Source organism: Rhodococcus sp. WWJCD1, assembly GCF_002258735.1.
Classification (GTDB): domain Bacteria; phylum Actinomycetota; class Actinomycetes; order Mycobacteriales; family Mycobacteriaceae; genus Rhodococcoides.
On record NZ_NOXY01000011.1, the window covers coordinates 37,774 to 55,541 of the forward strand.

At 65.8% G+C, this 17,768-nt stretch carries 16 protein-coding genes and 1 tRNA gene; 13 read left to right on the plus strand and 4 right to left on the minus strand.

The window, feature by feature from the left end:
* The first annotated feature begins 76 nt into the window (after window positions 1–76).
* The 3 genes from CH286_RS07085 to CH286_RS07095 are packed head-to-tail and all read left to right on the plus strand — an operon-like array spanning window position 77 to window position 2,497.
* A complete protein-coding gene (locus CH286_RS07085) occupies window positions 77–1,168 on the plus strand; it encodes an LLM class flavin-dependent oxidoreductase (protein ID WP_094608789.1) in 1,092 nt (363 codons plus the stop codon).
* Window positions 1,158–1,616, plus strand: coding sequence for a MarR family winged helix-turn-helix transcriptional regulator (locus tag CH286_RS07090; RefSeq protein ID WP_032402165.1), 459 nt, complete (start codon window positions 1,158–1,160; stop codon window positions 1,614–1,616). Before CH286_RS07085 ends, CH286_RS07090 begins: the two co-directional genes overlap by 11 nt.
* Complete coding sequence (locus CH286_RS07095) at window positions 1,613–2,497, plus strand: pirin family protein (protein ID WP_094608790.1); 885 nt, start codon at window positions 1,613–1,615, stop codon at window positions 2,495–2,497. The genes CH286_RS07090 and CH286_RS07095 overlap by 4 nt, the downstream gene beginning before the upstream one ends.
* 16 nt (window positions 2,498–2,513) lie before the next feature.
* Here CH286_RS07095 and CH286_RS07100 read toward each other — a convergent pair whose 3' ends face one another.
* Both CH286_RS07100 and CH286_RS07105 read right to left on the minus strand, forming a co-directional pair.
* The gene (locus CH286_RS07100; RefSeq protein WP_094608791.1) at window positions 2,514–3,092 is read right to left on the minus strand and encodes a ribonuclease H family protein; all 579 of its coding nucleotides are present in this window, start codon (window positions 3,090–3,092) and stop codon (window positions 2,514–2,516) included.
* 112 nt (window positions 3,093–3,204) lie between these two features.
* Window positions 3,205–4,398, minus strand: coding sequence for an MFS transporter (locus tag CH286_RS07105; RefSeq protein WP_094608792.1), 1,194 nt, complete (start codon window positions 4,396–4,398; stop codon window positions 3,205–3,207).
* Window positions 4,399–4,520: 122 nt separating this feature from the next.
* Here CH286_RS07105 and CH286_RS07110 point away from each other — a divergent pair, with 122 nt between their 5' ends.
* From CH286_RS07110 to CH286_RS07130, 5 genes are all read left to right on the plus strand, one after another.
* Window positions 4,521–5,453 (plus strand): DNA-3-methyladenine glycosylase family protein, encoded by a 933-nt coding sequence (locus tag CH286_RS07110; RefSeq protein ID WP_032402169.1) that lies wholly within the window; start codon window positions 4,521–4,523, stop codon window positions 5,451–5,453.
* A 51-nt stretch (window positions 5,454–5,504) separates the two neighbouring features.
* On the plus strand, window positions 5,505–6,449 hold the full coding sequence (locus tag CH286_RS07115; protein WP_094608793.1) for an aldo/keto reductase: 945 nt from the start codon (window positions 5,505–5,507) through the stop codon (window positions 6,447–6,449).
* Window positions 6,450–6,564: 115 nt separating this feature from the next.
* Entirely contained in the window at window positions 6,565–7,812 is a 1,248-nt protein-coding gene (locus CH286_RS07120; protein ID WP_032402171.1) for a multidrug effflux MFS transporter, read from the plus strand.
* Window positions 7,813–7,822: 10 nt separating this feature from the next.
* Window positions 7,823–8,338 carry a DUF309 domain-containing protein gene (locus tag CH286_RS07125; protein WP_052058574.1) on the plus strand — a complete coding sequence of 172 codons (516 nt, stop codon included), beginning with the start codon at window positions 7,823–7,825 and terminating at the stop codon, window positions 8,336–8,338.
* A 56-nt stretch (window positions 8,339–8,394) separates the two neighbouring features.
* The gene (locus tag CH286_RS07130) at window positions 8,395–9,120 is read left to right on the plus strand and encodes a hypothetical protein (protein ID WP_141215810.1); all 726 of its coding nucleotides are present in this window, start codon (window positions 8,395–8,397) and stop codon (window positions 9,118–9,120) included.
* Here the strand turns inward: CH286_RS07130 and CH286_RS07135 are convergent.
* Entirely contained in the window at window positions 9,098–9,862 is a 765-nt protein-coding gene (locus CH286_RS07135; protein WP_037152447.1) for a deoxyribonuclease IV, read from the minus strand. The genes CH286_RS07130 and CH286_RS07135 overlap by 23 nt on opposite strands.
* A 75-nt stretch (window positions 9,863–9,937) precedes the next feature.
* On the opposite strand from CH286_RS07135, the gene CH286_RS07140 reads away from it, so the two are divergent.
* The 5 genes from CH286_RS07140 (at window position 9,938) to CH286_RS07160 (ending at window position 17,639) form a co-directional block, all read left to right on the plus strand.
* On the plus strand, window positions 9,938–10,672 hold the full coding sequence (locus CH286_RS07140; RefSeq protein WP_032378575.1) for an ABC transporter ATP-binding protein: 735 nt from the start codon (window positions 9,938–9,940) through the stop codon (window positions 10,670–10,672).
* Between the two features lie 53 nt (window positions 10,673–10,725).
* Window positions 10,726–13,248, plus strand: coding sequence for an ABC transporter permease (locus tag CH286_RS07145; RefSeq protein WP_094608848.1), 2,523 nt, complete (start codon window positions 10,726–10,728; stop codon window positions 13,246–13,248).
* A gap of 180 nt (window positions 13,249–13,428) precedes the next feature.
* Window positions 13,429–15,969: an alpha/beta fold hydrolase gene (locus tag CH286_RS07150; RefSeq protein ID WP_094608795.1), complete on the plus strand. Its 2,541-nt coding sequence runs from the start codon at window positions 13,429–13,431 to the stop codon at window positions 15,967–15,969.
* A gap of 102 nt (window positions 15,970–16,071) precedes the next feature.
* Window positions 16,072–17,004, plus strand: a complete 933-nt coding sequence (locus CH286_RS07155) for an alpha/beta fold hydrolase (protein WP_037172476.1) — start codon at window positions 16,072–16,074, stop codon at window positions 17,002–17,004.
* On the plus strand, window positions 17,001–17,639 hold the full coding sequence (locus CH286_RS07160) for an LON peptidase substrate-binding domain-containing protein (RefSeq protein ID WP_032402175.1): 639 nt from the start codon (window positions 17,001–17,003) through the stop codon (window positions 17,637–17,639). Before CH286_RS07155 ends, CH286_RS07160 begins: the two co-directional genes overlap by 4 nt.
* Window positions 17,640–17,692: 53 nt before the next feature.
* On the opposite strand, the gene CH286_RS07165 is transcribed toward CH286_RS07160, so the two are convergent.
* A tRNA-Met gene (locus CH286_RS07165) sits at window positions 17,693–17,766 on the minus strand.
* Between the last annotated feature and the right edge of the window lie 2 nt (window positions 17,767–17,768).

Sequence of the window (17,768 nt, forward strand, 5' to 3'; positions counted from 1 at the left end):
GGAATAGCCCGGACCGCGAATCGGTTGTACGGCTTAGTCGATGCAAACGCATGAACTTTGTTCGGTAGGAGCGCACGTGCAGTTCGGAATTTTCACAGTCGGAGACGTCACGACCGACCCCACGACAGGTGTGACGCCCACCGAACACGAGCGCATCCGCTCGATGGTCACCATCGCCGAACATGCCGAAGAAGTGGGCCTCGACGTTTTCGCCACCGGCGAGCACCACAACCCGCCGTTCGTGCCGTCGTCGCCCACAACGATGCTCGGCTACATCGCGGCCCGGACCGAGAAGCTGATTCTGTCCACGTCGACCACGCTGATCACCACCAACGACCCGGTGAAGATCGCCGAGGACTACGCGATGCTCCAGCATCTCTCCGAGGGACGCGTCGACCTCATCATGGGTCGCGGCAACACCGGTCCGGTCTACCCGTGGTTCGGCCAGGACATCCGTCAGGGAATTCCGCTGGCGCTGGAGAACTACCAGCTGCTCCGACGACTGTGGACCGAGGACGTCGTGAGCTGGAAGGGCAACTTCCGCACCCCGCTCGACGGGTTCACCTCGACGCCGCGTCCACTCGACGGCATTGCGCCGTTCGTCTGGCACGGGTCGATCCGCAGCCCGGAGATCGCAGAGATCGCCGCGTATCACGGTGACGGTTTCTTCGCGAACAACATCTTCTGGCCGAAGGAGCACTACATCCAGCTCATCGATCTCTACCGGGAACGCTACGAGCACTACGGCCACGGCCGTGCCGACCAGGCCATCGTGGGACTCGGCGGTCAGGTGTTCATGCGCAAGAACAGCCAGGACGCGGTGACCGAGTTCCGGCCGTATTTCGACAACGCACCCGTCTACGGCCACGGTCCCACGATGGAGGACTTCACCGAGCAGACGCCGCTGACGGTCGGATCTCCGCAGCAGGTGATCGAGAAGACGCTCGCATTCGCGGACTACTTCGGCGACTACCAGCGTCAACTGTTCCTGATGGACCACGCGGGTCTGCCGTTGAAGACCGTGCTCGAACAGCTCGACATCCTGGGCGAGGACGTGGTGCCGGTACTGCGGAAGGAATTCGCTGCCCGACGCCCCGAGGGTGTTCCGGAGAATCCCCCGACTCACGCGTCGATGCTGGCGGAGAAAGAAGCAGCTGTTGCCGTCTGACACAGAGTTGTCGATCGAGGCCTGGGAGGCTCTGTTTCGCTCCCAGGTCGCCCTGATGCGCCGGTTCACGGCCGACGACATCTGGGATCCGATCGGCATGCGTGAGTACGACGTGTTGTTCACCCTGAGTGCCAGTCCGAATCACAGACTCCGATTGCACGAACTCAACGACGAGATCCTGCTCAGCCAACCGTCGCTCAGTCGGATGTGCGACCGCCTCGCAGCGTTGGGTTACGTTGCCCGAGAACCCGATCCGTCGGACAAACGCGGGACGGTCATCTGCCTGACCGATGCGGGAGCACACGTGCAGACGACGATCGGACGGAAACACGCCGCCCGCATCAGACGCTACGTCGGCGATGCTTTGAATGCCGACGAGCTGAAGACACTCCACAGTCTGTGCACCAAGCTCAGACTCGCCCAGACCGACATCCGGGAGCACACATGATCCAGGTCCTCACCCCTCGCGAAGTTCCACTCGGCGGTCCCCGCGCCATGAAGGTTCGACGCACCCTGCCCCACAAGGACCGATCCCTCATCGGTGCCTGGTGTTTCGCCGATCACTACGGCCCCGAACGCTCGCGCATGGACGTCGCACCGCACCCGCACACCGGACTGCAGACGGTCAGCTGGCTGTTCTCGGGCGAGATCGAGCACCGCGACAGTGTGGGTTCGCATGCCATGGTCCGGCCCGGCGAACTGAACCTGATGACGGCCGGGCATGGCATCAGTCACTCCGAGGTCTCCACCCCGCAGACCGACATCCTGCACGGCATGCAGTTGTGGGTCGCCCTTCCGGCCGTATCCCGTTTTGTTGCACCGACATTCGAGCACTACGTGCCCGAACCGGTCACTGCACCCGGACTCGCCGCCCGGGTGTTCCTCGGCACCGTGCTCGGCGAGACCTCGCCGGTGTCGACGTACACCCCACTGCTCGGGGCAGAGATGATGCTCGACGCCGGCGCGCGGGTCACTCTCGAAGTCGACCCGACGTTCGAGCACGGGATCATCGTCGACCGAGGATCGGTGACCCTGGCCGACGCCGATCTGAGCGCTGCCGAACTGGGTTATGTCGAACCCGGTGAACACGAGCTGCACCTGCACAATTCGACGCAGGAGCCGGTTCGGTTCCTGCTTCTGGGCGGCCCGCCGTTCGGCGAGCAGATCGTGATGTGGTGGAACTTCGTCGGCCGCAGTCACGAAGACGTCGTCGAGTATCGAGCGGCCTACGAGGCCGAGAATGGCCAGTTCGGCACAGTCGAGGGCTATCCCGGGCCGCGGCTCCATGCGCCCGAACTTCCGAACGCCCGCATGAAACCTCGCGGCTGACTGCCGAGCACAACCGTCAGAACAGCGTCGCGATCTCCGGCTCCGACGACCGCGGAGCTGCGCTCGTGGGACGCTGGGTCACAGCGGGCACGGTCTCGGCAGGCACGGCCTCAGCGGGCACGGTCTCGGCAGGCGCGGCCGTCTTGGATCCCGCGTTGGCTCCCGCTGCTGCGATTGCCCTGGCAGCTTCGCCCGCCAAGGCGTCGGCTGCTTCGTTGAAATGATTGCCGACGTGTCCACGGACCCATCGGAACCGTACGGGCCCTTCACGGTCGGTGATGGCCCGCTCGATGTTCTGCACGAGCTCGAGGTTGCGTACCGGAGTGCCGCTCGCCGTCTTCCAACCCTTGCGCTTCCAGCCGGCGAGCCACTCGGACGCACACTTGATTGCGTACTGAGAATCGGACTCGATCAACAGCGGTTCGGGGCCGGGGTGAGCCAGAACTGCCTCGAGCAGGGCACGGAGCTCGGCTACCTGGTTGGTGCCCGAGGGCTCACCACCGGAGTTGCTCGGCCCCGTGTGATTGACCCACGCCCACCCGATTGCTCCGCCGGGGTTACGCAGACACGAGCCGTCCGTACTCACGATGATCACGGTCTCAGACCCTACGTCGGGCCACCGACAAACTCCGGGTGACTCGCTCGAGAACATCGAGTTACTTGGCGGCCGTCTGCGCTGTGCCGAGAACCGATCTCGGCGAACCTGGTCACGACGTGCCGGTACCCGTGGCCTTTCGGCCGTCGAGGGTGAGCAGCACGAACGCCACCGCTGCCAGCGCCGCGATCAGCGCCGAGAACACCAGCCCCGCAGTCACCAGTCCCCACTCCGTCGCCGCAGCCCCGGCTCCGATCACCGGGACCGAAATCGCAACGTAGAGCACGACGAAGAAGGTAGAGGTCACTTCGGCGCGCCGGTGCGGCGGAAGCTGCGCACCGATCGCGGCCATCCCGTTGCTGAACGTCACGCCCTGCCCGATTCCGCAGAGCAGCGCCGCGCACACCAACACGATCAGAGACGTCAACAGCAACGACGCGGCAAGCAGAACCAGACCGAACACCAAGACCAGGCATCCCCAGCGCTGAGCCGAGGTGGGATCGGCTGCGCGCAGCGTGATCTGGGCGGTCGCGGACGCGGCGAAGACGGCGAACACCACCACACCTGTGATGGCGTGATTGTCGATCCCCAGCACACCGGCAATGAATCCCGGCGAGACGGCGGTGAACAATCCCAGTACCGCGAACCCTGCGAAACCACCCACCGCAGCGCGCAAGAACGTGCCGCGCACCTCCACGGGAACGGACAGACGCTGCACGTGCGGACGCGCACCGGCGACGACTCGGACGGTTTCGGGCGCGAAGTACACCGCCGCTGCAGCCACGAGAAGCAGCGCGATGTCGACGAAGAACGTCAGCCGCAAGGGCTGCGGCAGGTATTCCACCAACAGACCTGCCACCAGCGGCCCGAGACCCAGACCTCCGATATTGGCGGCCGTGGCGATCGCCGGAGCCCGATCACGCCACGCGTCGGGAACCAGTTCGAGCAGGGTCACCGTGGCGGTACCCACGAAGATCCCGGCCGAGACACCGGACAGCACGCGCCCGATCACCAGGGCCGTCAATGAGTCCGCGGTCACGAACACCACGGCACTGACGAGACCGAAGGCGATGGCCGCCAGCAACATCGGACGCCGACCGAGCGAATCGGACCAGCGACCGAAGGCCAACAGTGCCCCGAGCACGCCTACGGCGTACGCGGCGAACACCAATGTGACGACGAAGACGGAGAACCCGAATTCGACCTCGTACAACGCGTAGAGCGGCGTCGGCATCGTCGTGCCCATCATCGCGACGACGAACGCGAATGCGACCCCGACGAACGATGCTGCCCTCGATCGAGTCACGGTTGTCCTCCTTGTCCGGGTACACGATATTTCCCGTCGACTCCGCCGAAGGTGTTGACTGGGCTCTGCCAGAGATACACCGTCGACGCTGGTCCTGACAGTCCGGGAGGTGACGAACCGCAATGTCCGACGCCACCGGGTCGAGCGGAACCGTACGCGTCGTCACCTCCGAGAAGCGGCTCGACGTGCGGATGTCGCTGTCGCCGTTGCGTCGGGGCCGCGGCGATCCCACCTACGAGTCGACGCCGGACGGCGGAATCTGGCGCACGTCGAGGATGAAGTCGGGTCCGGTGACCTACCGTCTGACCCAAGCGTCGCCGACCAGCGTCCAGGCCCGAGCATGGGGCCCCGGCGCACTCGAACTGCTGGACGCGGTGCCCGCGCTGCTCGGCCACGGCGACGACGCCAGCACATTCGTACCGGAGCACCCGATTCTGCGAGAGGCACACCGGCAGCTGCCGCACCTGCGTCTCGGCCGAACCGACCTGGTTCTCGAGGCGTTGATCCCGGCGATCATCGAGCAACGTGTACACGGCATTTCGGCGTTCGGTTCGTGGCGGTATCTGGTGAGCAAGTTCGGCGAGAGCGCACCGGGGCCGACTCCCAAGCCGATGTTCGTCTTCCCCACACCCGACGTGTGGCGTCGTATCCCCTCGTGGGAGTACCACCGCGCCAACGTCGACCCGGCCCGGTCGAAGACCATCGTCCGCGCCGCGCAAGCGGCCGGACGCCTGGAGGAGGCGTCGACGATGACACCCGAGGATGCGCAACGCAGGCTGCGGGCAATCCCGGGCGTCGGCATCTGGACCGCGGCAGAGACCGCGCAGCGCGCCCTGGGGGACCCCGACGCGTTGTCGGTCGGCGACTATCACCTGGCTGCGGTGGTGGGTTGGTCGCTGTTGGGCAGGCCCATCGACGACGCCGAAATGGTCGAGTACCTGCGGCCCCTGGCTCCGCATCGACATCGCGCAATTCGCTTGCTGTATCTGAGCGGGAAGGCCACCAAGCCGAAGTTCGGTCCGCGAACCGCTCTGGTGGATCACACGTGGCACTGAGCCCTCGGCTGCTCGTAGAGTCGAGTTGTTCGCCAACGTAAGGAGTACTTCGTGGTTGCCATCGGCACGTCCGACCTCGACATCTTTCCGCTCGCCCTCGGCGGGAACACCTTCGGCTGGACCAGCGACGAGGCTGCGTCCTTCGAGATTCTCGACGCCTTCACCGCCGGCGGAGGCAACTTCGTCGACACCGCCGACTCGTACTCGGCCTTTGCCGACGGCAACTCCGGCGGCGAGTCGGAGACGATCATCGGCAAGTGGACCAACGCTCGTGGCAACCGCGACGACGTGGTCATCGCCACCAAGGTCAGCCAGCATCCCGACTTTCGCGGGCTGGCCCCGGACAACATCCGAGCGGCCGCCGACGCATCGTTGACTCGGTTGCAGACCGACCGCATCGACGTCTACTACGCGCACTACGACGACGACAAGACCCCGCTGGTGGAGTCCCTCGCCGCGTTCGACGAGTTGGTCACGGCAGGCAAGGTTCGCTATGTCGCCATCTCGAACTACACCCCGGCGCGGGTGCGCGAGTGGGTCGAACTGGCGAAGGAGAACGGGTTCGCCGCTCCGATCGCGCTGCAACCGCACTACAACCTGGTCGCCCGCCGCGACTACGAGGGCGAACTGCAGAAGCTGGCCGTCGATCACGACCTCGGCGTGTTTCCCTACTTCTCCCTCGCCGCCGGATTCCTGACGGGCAAGTACCGCACCCGCGAGGACCTGGCCGGCAAACAGCGCGAGCGGCTGACCACGGGATACTTCTCCGATGCCGGGCTCGATGTGGTGCAGGGTCTGCGTGAGATCGCCGAATCGCGATCCGCGGAGATTTCGAGCGTTGCTCTGGCCTGGCTGCTGGCTCGTCCGGGCATCACGGCGCCCATTGCCAGTGCGAGCAAGATTTCTCAGCTGCCCGCCCTGCTCGACGCACCGGCCTTGGCTCTGACCAGTCAGGAAGTCGAGAAACTGACGGTTCTGTCCGACGCCGTGGCATAGAACACGAAAGTTGTAGTCAGCAACCAGGAACAGAACGAGTTCCCCGGTTGCTGACCTTCGGGTGGCCCCAGCATCGAACACGTCTTCTACGGACACAGTCGTAACCAACACACCGGTGACCGACACCTCGGCTCCGGTAACCGAGCCGACGTCGCGGGAGCGCCTGCGGGTGATCCTCGTACTCGGCGCGCTCATCGCCCTCGGTCCGCTGACCATCGACATGTACCTGCCGGCTCTACCGGCCATCGCCGACGACCTGAACACTCCGTCGTCCGCCGTGCAGCTCACGCTTGCCGGCACGTTGGTCGGGCTCGCCCTCGGCCAACTCGTCATCGGTCCGCTGTCGGACATCGTCGGGCGACGGCTTCCCCTGATCGTCGGTACCGGCGTGCACATCCTCGCTTCCGTGGCCTGCATCGTGGCCCCGAACATCGCCGTGCTCGGTGGCTTACGCGTCGTGCAGGGTCTCGGAGCTGCGGCGGCAGCGGTAGTGGCGATGGCCATCGTGCGCGATCTGTTCACCGGCCGCGCTGCCGCCACCGTGCTGTCGCGTCTGATGCTCGTCATGGGCGTCGCGCCCGTGCTGGCTCCGTCGCTCGGCGGTGCCGTGCTGCTGGTCGGATCATGGCGTCTCGTCTTCGCTGCGCTGGCGATCCTGGGCGTCGGCCTGTTGACGTTGGCGATCGTGTCGCTGCGCGAGACCCTGCCACCCGAGCGTCGTCGCGCCAGTGGCGTCATGCCGGTGTTGCGTACCTACCGTTCGCTGCTGCGTGATGCCCAGTTCGTCGTACTCGTCCTGGTCGCCGCACTGGCGATGTCGTCGCTGTTCGCCTACGTGGCCGGGTCGTCGTTCGTGCTGCAGGAGGAGTTCGGCCTCGACGAGCAGCAGTTCGCGATCGTCTTCGCTGCAGGCGCGATTTCCCTGATCGGTGCATCCCAGCTCAACGTCCTGCTGCTCGGACGCTTCGCACCGGTACAGATCGTCCTGTCGGCACTGTCGTTCGGCGTCGTCGCCGGCGGAGTCATGGTGGCGTTGGCGGTGACCGGGACCGGCGGTATGGCGGGATTCGTCGTCCCGCTGTGGTTCGTGCTGGGGGCCGTCGGATTCGTGATGCCCAACGCGCCTGCACTCGCCCTGTCCCGGCACGGCGAGGCCGCTGGTGGTGCTGCCGCACTTCTCGGAGCTGCGCAGTTCGGTCTCGGTGCCATCGTCGCGCCCATCGTCGGCGCACTCGGAAACGATGCGGTGGCAGTGTCCACAACGATGGTCGTGACGTCCGCTGCAGCACTGATCGCCCTGGGCGTCATCACCGCGCGGTCGTCCGCGCGGCAACCTGCCGAGGGAGCAGCGCCTACCCACTAGGGTGACCGCCATGACCGAACGCGAGCGCGATGCGCGCGGTAAACCTCTCAATGCCAGGCCTCGCGACGGTCTCGGGCGGCCACTCGCCCGCGGCGGAAGCGGAATCCCACGCGTGCCCGACGACGTACGACTTCCGCCCGGCGCAGCTCTCGTCGAGGCGCAGAAATTCCTCGACGCGAACATGCCGTTCCACGCACACGAAGTACTCGAAGGAACGTGGAAGAGCTGCCCGACCGACGAGCGTCCGCTGTGGCAGGGTCTCGCCCAACTCGCCGTCGGGCTGACGCACCTCCTGCGCGGTAATCGCATCGGTGCCGCGTCGCTGCTTCGACAGGGACACGATCGCTTGATCGGCTTCGAAGCCGACCCACCGCACAGTGTCGACGTCAGCGGCTTGTTGGTCTGGTCCGAAGGGCTGCTCGACGACCTGGAGACCGGAACCCTGCCGGTCTCCCCCGGCATTCCGATGCTGCGCGCCACCGATCCGCACCGGGGTGTGCTGGCACCCGATTCCGGCTCGAGCTAGCCTGAGAGAATTAGGTAAGGCTAGGACAATCTGCACCGGAAGTGGGGTTCGTCGGCGTGACCGTGTTCGCACCGCTGAGAGTCGCGCGACAGGGACTCTCGGGCGGGGAGACCATCAGCCCAGCTCAGCTCGGACGCACCCTGTGCACCGAGGTCGCCGAACAGGTTCCGTACTGGGTTGCCGTGTTGACCCCCGCCGAGCGGCCTCTGCTCGACGCCCGATCGGCATCGGGTCGTTCCGAGCAGGCTTCGGTGACGCACGAGCTTCCCCAGTACCATCACCGACCCCACGCTCTTCTGCTCGCGGCGCTCGGGTCGGCGGTATGTACGTGGCAGAGGAACAATCGCCGTGGCTCGTCGGCCGGCGTCCTGGTGGATCTGGACCTCGACGCCACGAACGAAGTGCACCCGGTTCGCCTCCCCGCCGTCCACACCGACGCGCTCGCCGTGCCCGCGCACTGCAAGAACCTCGTCGACAATGTCTCCAGGAAACTGGACTCGGTGCCGAACGGCGGCCGCGACTACGCGCTCACCCGCAACTATCCAGCGCTCGCCTCACGTGCCGGGGCGCAGATCATCGTGCGTGACCACACATCGGCGGAGCCGAAGGACGGGTACGCGATCGATGTCAGGATTGCCGTCACGGACGCCGGTACCGCGGCGGCACGGGTCAGCTGGGCCGGCGAACTGCAGGGTGTCGACGAGCTGATCCGACTGTGGTCGGTAGCCGTCCACCACCTGACAACGATGGCAGCCGCCGCTACAGGCTCTTCAGCAGCCTGACGTCGTCCTCGATGCCCTCGGGCGGCGTCTCGAGAATCACCGGCGCGTCGGCGGCCAAGGCGACGGCGGTCAAGATCTCGGCGTCGATGGTTCCGGTGCCGAGGTTCGCGTGTCGGTCCCTGGCCGAGTCGAACTCGTCGCGCGAGTTGTTCAGGTGCACCAGGTCGATTCGTCCGGTGATGGCCTTGATGCGGTCGACGACGTCGACGAGATCCTCGCCCCCGGCCCACGCATGGCAGGTGTCGAGGCAGAAGCCGGCACCGAACTCGCCGATCGCATCCCAGAGCCGGGCGATGTCGTCGAAGTGGCGCGCCATCGCCGAATCCCCACCCGCGGTGTTCTCGACGAAGATCGGCACCGCGAAGCCGCCCTGCTCGGCCTGACGCTCGAAGAGCTTGCGCCAGTTGTCGATTCCCTTGGCGGTGTCCTCGCCCTCGCGGACGTGGCCGCCGTGGACGACCAACCCGATGGCCCCGATCTCGGCTGCAGCAGCCGCCTGCTCGACGACGGCCTTCCTGGACGGGATACGAATCCGATTGTTCAAGCTCGCGACGTTGAGCACGTACGACGAGTGCACCACCACATCGACCGAGCCGGTCAACAGAGCCTCGCCCTGCGGGTGTGGTTCGAGCTTGTTCCACTTCTGCGGATCGGTGAGAAACATCTGGACGAGATCGACGCCGAGCGCCTCGGCGGTACCGAGAGGGTCGGTGCTGTCGCGGACGTGTGCTCCGATGCGCATGACGTCCATCATAGGGGTCGTGTTCAGGGTCTCCCCTGATAGCAACCGGCGCAGAACACTGAAACACTGGAGCGTATGAGCGACATTGCCGCGCGCGCGGTCGACGTATCGAAGGTCTACGGTTCCGGGGACACCCAGGTGCACGCACTGTCCGGGGTGAGCGTCGAGTTCGCTCGCGGAGAATTCACCGCCATCATGGGCCCGTCGGGTTCGGGCAAGTCCACCCTCATGCATTGCCTGGCCGGATTGGACACCGCGTCGTCGGGCACGGTGACCATCGGAGACACCGAGCTGACGGCGCTCTCCGACAAGGAGATGACCGGATTGCGCAGGGACCGAATCGGATTCGTGTTCCAGGCATTCAATCTGGTGCCCACACTGACCGCGCTGGAGAACATCACCCTGCCACTCGACATCGCGGGCCGCGCCCCGGATCAGGGGTGGCTCGACACCGTCGTCGACCGACTCGGCCTCCGCGATCGCCTCGATCACCGACCCAGCGAACTCTCGGGCGGGCAGCAACAGCGAGTGGCGTGCGCCCGCGCGCTCGCCGGCCGACCCGACATCGTGTTCGGCGACGAGCCCACCGGCAACCTGGATTCCCGTTCCTCCGGCGAGGTCCTGTCGATTCTGCGCACTGCCGCAGACGAATTCGACCAGACCGTCGTCATCGTCACCCACGATCCACGCGCGGCCAGCTATGCGGACCGCGTCGTGTTTCTCGCCGACGGTGCCGTCATCGATCAGCTGAACTCGCCCACGGCCGACGCCGTACTCGAGCGGATGAAGAAGCTGGAGACGGTCCGATAATGGCGCATTCTGTCTCCAACAAGCCTCCACGACAAAAGTCGGCGGGCAATCCGATGCGCAAGGTGTCACTGAGAAACCTTGCAGCACACAAGGTTCGGTTGGCACTGACGGTTCTGTCCGTGGTCCTGGGCACCGCGTTCGTCGCGGGTTCGTTCGTCTTCACCGACACCCTCCAGCGCACCTTCTCCTCGTTGTTCGCCGATACTGCGCAAGGCGCGGATGTCCGAGTGAGCCCGGAGGACGCGCGCTCGAGCGGGGTGCCCAACGAGGACATCGCAGCGATCTCGGCCCTGCCGAACGTGCGCGCCGTGTCGCCGTACGTCGGCGGACAGCTCGTACTGCTCGGCTCCGACGGTGCCGCCGTGCAATCCGGTGGGGCGCCGACCATCGGCGAGTCCTACCTACCGGAAGACCAACGACTGGGCGATCCGACGACCTTCGTCGACGGCTCGGCTCCCACCGCTCCCGGGCAGGTCGCGATCAATGCCGGTGGTGCCGAGCGTGCCGGGTTGAAAGTGGGCGACGCCACCCAGGTGCTCGTGCCGTCCAAGGGCATCACCGATATCACGATTTCTGGAATCTATTCCACTGCAACAGAATCCGGCGGCTACATCGGAATCCAGTTCGTGCAGAGCCAGGCGAACGAGTTGTTCACCGACGGGGCCCACGTGCAGTACATCGACGTCGCGGGTAACGATCTCACCGCCCAGGGGCTCACGCAGAGCGATCTGCGGGACGAGATTTCCGCGGCGCTCCCCGGCCTGAAGGTGCAGACGGCCGCGGACGTACAGGAAGAGACCCAGGCCGAGGTGGAGTCGGCCCTGTCGTTCATCAATTACTTCCTGCTCGCCTTCGGCGGAATCGCACTGCTCGTCGGCACCTTCATCATCTACAACACGTTCTCGATGATCGTTGCCCAGCGAGTCCGTGAGCTGGCGCTGCTGCGGGCCATCGGGGCCAGCCGCGGCCAGGTCAGCCGCTCGGTGGTACTCGAAGCACTCGTCGTCGGCGTCATCGGCAGTGTCCTCGGCTTCGCGGGCGGAGTCGGGCTGGCCTACGGCCTGCGCGCACTGCTCAACGCCTTCGATCTGGGATTGCCGTCGGGGCCACTGGCACTCGAACCCCGAACCGTCGCCGTCGCCTTCGCGGTCGGCATCATCGTCACCGTCCTGAGCGCATACGCACCGGCGCGGCGAGCGGCCAAGATTCCGCCGGTCGCCGCGATGCGCGAGGAGTTCGCCTCGGCCGGCGACACCCTGCGCACTCGGACGTTCGTGGGCGTCGGGCTGGGAATCGCCGGCGCGGCTGCACTGGTCATCTGCGCACAATCGACCGGCGGAGCCGCGGCCGCGACGGTCGGGGCAGGTGCGGTCGCACTCATCGTCGCCACCGCACTGGCCGCGCCGTCCCTGTCGCGGCCCATCGTCGGTGCACTCGGTGCCGTCATCACCCGTCCGTTCGGAGCGATCGGACGGCTGGCCAGGACCAACTCCGTGCGCAACCCGCGTCGCACCGCGGCCACCGCCTTCGCTCTGATGCTCGGCCTCATGCTCGTCACCGTCATCGGCGTACTGGGATCCACTGCGAAGGCCAGCGTCGATTCGCTCGTCGACACCGGTGTGGAGGCCGACTACATCCTCTCGGGCCCCCAGTCGATCGGCGTTCCGACCGGTGCCACCACAGCAGCGCAACAGGTGAACGGCGTGGACCGAACCGCAGTTCTGCACCCGGTGTTCGTCACGATCGCCGGCCAGGAGGAGTACGGAGCCGCCATCGACGGTTCGCCGGAAGGCCTGCTCGATCTGTCGATGGTCCAGGGCACCGCAGACCTCGACAGCAACGGCTTCTCGGTATCGGAAACCGAGGCCGCCGGCCGCGGATGGACGGTAGGCACCCAGGTCACCTTCGACACCGTGGACGGGGCTTCGGTGCCGGTCACCGTCACCGGGGTGTTCACCGACAATCCGCTGATCGGAAACTGGATCGTCTCGGGCGACATCTATCAGAAAGTGACGCCGTCCATCACTCGGTCGGATCTTCTGGTGCTCGTCAAGGCGGTGCCGGGGACCGATCTCGGGACGCTTCGCACCGACCTCGAGGCCGCCACCAAGCCGTTCGTCGTCGTTCAGGTTCAGGACGTCGAAGAGTTCAAGGGCAGCCAGGGACAACAGATCGACACCCTGCTCGCGGTGCTGTACGGATTGTTGGCACTGGCCGTCGTCATCGCCGTGCTCGGCATCGTCAACACGCTGGCCCTGTCCGTCGTGGAGCGTCGGCGAGAAATCGGGATGCTGCGGGCCATCGGCATGCAACGTCCACAGGTTCGCCGCATCATCTACCTCGAGTCGTTGCTCATCGCGCTGTTCGGCGCGATCGTGGGCGTCGTCCTCGGCATCGCCTTCGGCTGGGGATTCGTGCAGACCCTGCGCGACGAGGGCCTGGGAACCATGACCGTCCCCTGGGGTCAGGTGGCGTCCATGTTGGTGGGATCCGCCGTCGTAGGAGTTCTGGCCGCACTGTGGCCTGCTGTGCGGGCGGCTCGCACGAAGCCTCTGGAGGCGATCGCAGACCTCTAGTACTGCCGAACCCGACCGGGCATTTCGCAACGACACCTATTTGTTGTGAAATGTCCGGTTTTTGGCTTGCGCCGAAAGGTGATGCACGTCTACCTTTGAGACGGTAAAACAGTCTTCAAGTAGGTTTGCAGTCCGCAAACCAACTCTGTCATCACGGGTCGGGCTCGTGCAAGGAGAATCATGTCGGTTCAAGACATCGATGCACCCACCCGTCCCGCACTGGCTCCACTGTGCCGGCCCGAGAGCCGCGACACGCTGATGGCGCGCTACCGGGAAGTCGCTCACGTCCTGCCGGACGCCGTTGCACTCTCCGTAGGCGGAACCTCGCTCACCTTCGACGAACTGCTGCACCGCGCATACTCGCAGGCCCGGAAGATCGCCACCCTCTTCCCCGGGGACTCTCGGCCGCTTGCCGTCGATACCGACGACACTCCGATCTCGATCGTGCTGATGCTGGCCGTCGTCGCCTCCGGTCACCCTCTCGTGCCGCTCGATCCCATGCTTCCCGCCGAGCGACGCGCCACGATCATCGACCGAGCCGGTGCGACGGCGATCGACGCCTCCACCGTTGCCGAGACCGTGGATTCCTGCGTGCCGCTCCCGACACTGTCGGGTGATCACACCGCGGTGATCAACTACACCTCGGGATCGACAGGCACCGCCAAGGGCGTGATCCTCAGCCATCGCATGTGTCTGACGAAGGCATACGAGGTCGCCACCGCGTTGTCGGTCGGCCCGCACGATCGCATCGGAAATTCGCTGCCGGTCAGTTTCGGTGCCGGGTTGAACACGCTCTTCGCAGGGCTGCTCAGCGGTGCCGCGGTCCACTGCCGAGACCCTCGGTCGGGTGTCCCGTCCGACACTGCCGAATGGATCGCCGAACATTCACTGACCACGCTGCACTGCTCCTCGTCACTTCTGCGCACGATCGCGGCAGCCGACCACGGGCACGCTGCCGTGCCCAGTCTGCGCGTGGTCACCACGTACGGGGAGTCCCTGCATTCCGACGACGTCGACAATTTCAGGCAAATGTTCGACGGGCGAGCCACGGTGGTGAACTGGTACGCGACCACGGAGGCGGGTGCCGTCGCCTACAGCGAGTTCCCACCGGAGCGAACGCTGCCGTCCGGCTTCCTACCGGCCGGAAGGCCCATCCCCGGCAAGCTCGTAGAGGTCGTCGCCACCGACGGCTCGGTGTGTGTGCCCGACGCGATCGGCGAAGTCCGAGTCACGTCCACCTGCCTGGCCGACGGCTACCTCGGCGATGCCGGTCTGGATTCCGAACGATTCGCCGCCCTCGACGATGGCCTGTTCCGGTACCGAACCGGAGATCTGGGGCGTCTGGACGAACACGGGACGCTGCATCTGGCCGGACGCATCGACGACGCCGTCAAGGTTCGCGGCTACCTGGTCGAGCCGGCCGAGATCGAGGCAGCCCTGCGAGCCATGCCGGAGATCGACGAGGCCGCGGTGATCGGCAGACACTCGGGTACCGACACCGACCTGGTGGCCTACGTGTGCTCGGCGGGATCGGCCAAGCGGCCCTCCGTCGGCGAGATAAGAGCGTCGCTGCGCCGGACCTTGCCGGAATGGATGGTGCCCACGCACATAGTTGCGCTCGACGCGATGCCGCGCAACGAACGCGGCAAGCTCGATCGCAGGGCATTGCCCGAGCCCGCGGATCGGCGGGTCGAGCGAACAGCGGCCGGGCCGACCGAATACATCGTCGCCGAGGCTGCCCGGGCTGCCATCGGTCTGGACTCCATCGGCCGAGACGAGGACTTCCTGGCTCTCGGCGGTAACTCGCTGACGACAACGGCGATGCTGGCCCAACTGCGGGACACGTTGAAGGTCGATCTCACGGCGGAGGACGTGTTCGCGGCGACGACCGTTCGAACGCTCGCAACGACGGTCGATGCCCGCCTGCGAGACGCGGCCACCGTTCGTCGACGCACGTCCGGCGAACACGACGTGCTGGTGCCCCTGCGCACCGAGGGCAGCAAGGCACCGATCTTCCTGATCGGCGGAGCCGGCGTCGGCGCGATGGCATTCCTCAAACTCGTCAAGCACATCGACGACGACCATCCGGTGTACGCATTGCAGGCGCACGGCCGGGGTAAGCGCGGACGACCGGACCGCACCATCCGGCGAACCGCGAGGCGATACGTCGACGCGATACGCACCGTCCAGCCCGAGGGACCGTTCCATCTGGTCGGCCATTCGCTCGGCGGGTGGATCGCCATCGCGATGGCCGAGAGAATCCGAGACTGTGGTCTCGGATCTCCGCACCTGCTTCTGTTGGACACCCGGCTGTTTCGGCATCTGCTGGACAAGCTGCCCGGCGGTACCGACGTTCCGGCTGCACCTCCGGCCCAGACGCGGGAAGAAGCGGGCTTCCACCTCGGCCGCCTCGGCACGGCCGCTCTGTGGATCCGCATGCAGTTCGCCGGGTTGCTGCGGTACCCGACGACCATGGAATGGTTGGTCTTCGCAAGCATCGGGTACGTGGCGTTGAACAAGCACGTGCCGACTCCGTGGTCGGGCTCGATGACCGTGGTTCGCACAGCGGAGAACGTGAAAGATGCCCGGTCGTGGCAGACAGTTGCTCGTGGTGAACTGACTTTCGTCGACATCAACGGCGATCACGGTGACATGCTGAGCGAACCGATGGCCGAGGAGCTGGCCAAGATCATCGACGACACCGTCGGCAGCGGGCGCTGAAGCCCGGCAGCCCGTAGGACGGTCTGTCGCGACCGCGGTACAGCTTGTACGTTTGTGCCAGAAGGCGCGACAGGTCCGAACTATTCGACAGGGAGGCCGACAATGAGTTCATCGTACGAATTGCAGTCCGTGGAACTACACAAGGACGTCCTGCGTTACGTTGACATCGGCGACGGTCCGCCCGTGATCCTCGTGCACGGCCTGCTCGGGTCGCATCAATCGTGGGCCCCCCAGCTCGAGCGCCTCTCGCACAAGTACCGGGTGATCGCGCCGGACCTGTTCGGGCACGGCGAGTCCGACAAGCCGACCGGTGACTACTCGCTGAGCTCGCACTCGGCCACCATTCGCGATCTGATGGATCATCTGAAGATCGACTCCGCTCCCCTGGTCGGTCACTCCCTCGGCGGCGGCATCATCATGCAGTTGACGTATCTCTTCCCCGAACGGGTCGATCGCCTCGCCCTGGTCAGCAGTGGCGGCCTCGGCCCCGAAGTGAGCCTCCTGCTCAAGGCCGCGACGCTGCCCGGCAGCGAGTTGGTACTGCCGCTGCTTGCGTCCGATTGGTTCCGCAAGAACGCCGAGGGCGCACTGTCACAGCTGGGCAAGTGGGGCCTTCCGGTCAAGCCCGGTCCGAGCATGGCCGAGACCTGGCGATCGTTCCGGTCGGTCGCCGACCGCTCCACTCGCGAGGCCTTTCTGGCGTCGACGCGAGCAGTGGTCGGCCCGCGCGGTCAGACCGTGAGCGCCAAGCAGCATTTCGAGAAGTTCGAGTCGATTCCGTCTCTGCTCGTCTGGGGCGGTAAAGATCGCATGATTCCCGCCAAACACGCGGACAACATCCGACGTGAGGTGCCCAACAGCCGCGTCGAGATCTTCCCCGATGCCGGCCACTTTCCGCAGCTCGACGAGCCCGATTTCTTCTTCCGACTTCTGGACGAGTTCCTGGACTCGAACGGGCAGGGGAAGGACGTCGCGGCAGGGACCGACGCGCGTGAAGACATCACTCCGGCAGTCATGCCGCTGCAACGCCCGTGAGTGTCATCCCGATGTTCCCGCTCGGGAGCGTGCTGCTTCCCGGCGAACGTCTACCGCTGCACATTTTCGAGCCTCGCTACCAGGCGCTGGTCCAAGACTGTCTGAAGCAGGACGACCCGAGCTTCGGCGTTGTGCTCATCGCGCGTGGCCACGAGGCCGGGGGCGGCGACGTTCGGCACGACGTGGCGACGGTTGCGCACATCATCGGACACGAGGCCATCGGTGACGGCAGGTACCTACTCGAGTGCGTCGGCGGCGAACGGATCCGGATCGACGCCTGGCTGCCCGACGATCCCTACCCCTTGGCAGACGTTCGACCGTGGGACGACGAGGACGCCGAGTCGGTGATCGCCGATACCGAATTCGACACCACCTGGGCGCGGGTCGAGGATCTGTACGAGCTCATCGGCCGACTCGAATCCACCGAAAACATTGCCACTCCGGGCTTTCCGGACTTTCTGAGCCTGCCGATCTCGGCCGCCGAGAAAATCTGGTCGCTGGCTGCACTGATTCCGATGGGTCAGTCCGATCGCCTCGACATTCTGTCGGCACCGGACGCCCGGGCCCGCAAGACGGCACTCGACGACGCCATCGAGAACGTCACGGCCGTCGTGCAGTTCAGACTGCAACCCTGATACGTACGAAACACGTCAGGCCCGACACGATGTGTCGGGCCTGACGTATGTAGTAGCGGGGACAGGATTTGAACCTGCGACCTCTGGGTTATGAGCCCAGCGAGCTACCGAGCTGCTCCACCCCGCGCT